The following is a 223-nucleotide window of genomic DNA, read 5'->3' as shown; positions in this document are numbered from 1 at the left end:
CGTTTACTGTAGGTCACTGAGCTGATTGCATCACCAAATTGTGCACTACGCCGAAAGCGGACTTCAACAAATATCCATGTTCTATTACCCTGCATAATAAGATCAATTTCTCCACAGGGATATCGGACATTACGCTCAATTAACTTTAACCCTTGTTGGCGCAAGTAATTTAACGCTTTTCTCTCATAATATTGTCCGACTAGATAAGTACTTTTAGGAATAA

1 protein-coding gene is annotated in these 223 nt (G+C 38.6%); it reads right to left on the bottom strand.

What is annotated here, in order from left to right; genetic code table 11:
* Nucleotides 1-223 (bottom strand): YraN family protein (locus HMPREF2886_RS32820; protein ID WP_139148383.1); only part of this gene is annotated, 223 nt, incomplete at both ends.

This window comes from Pseudomonas sp. HMSC066A08 (assembly GCF_001813025.1).
Lineage (GTDB): Bacteria > Pseudomonadota > Gammaproteobacteria > Pseudomonadales > Pseudomonadaceae > Pseudomonas > Pseudomonas aeruginosa.
Note: the sequence above shows the minus strand (reverse complement) of the source record. Positions and strands in the feature narration are given on the sequence as shown.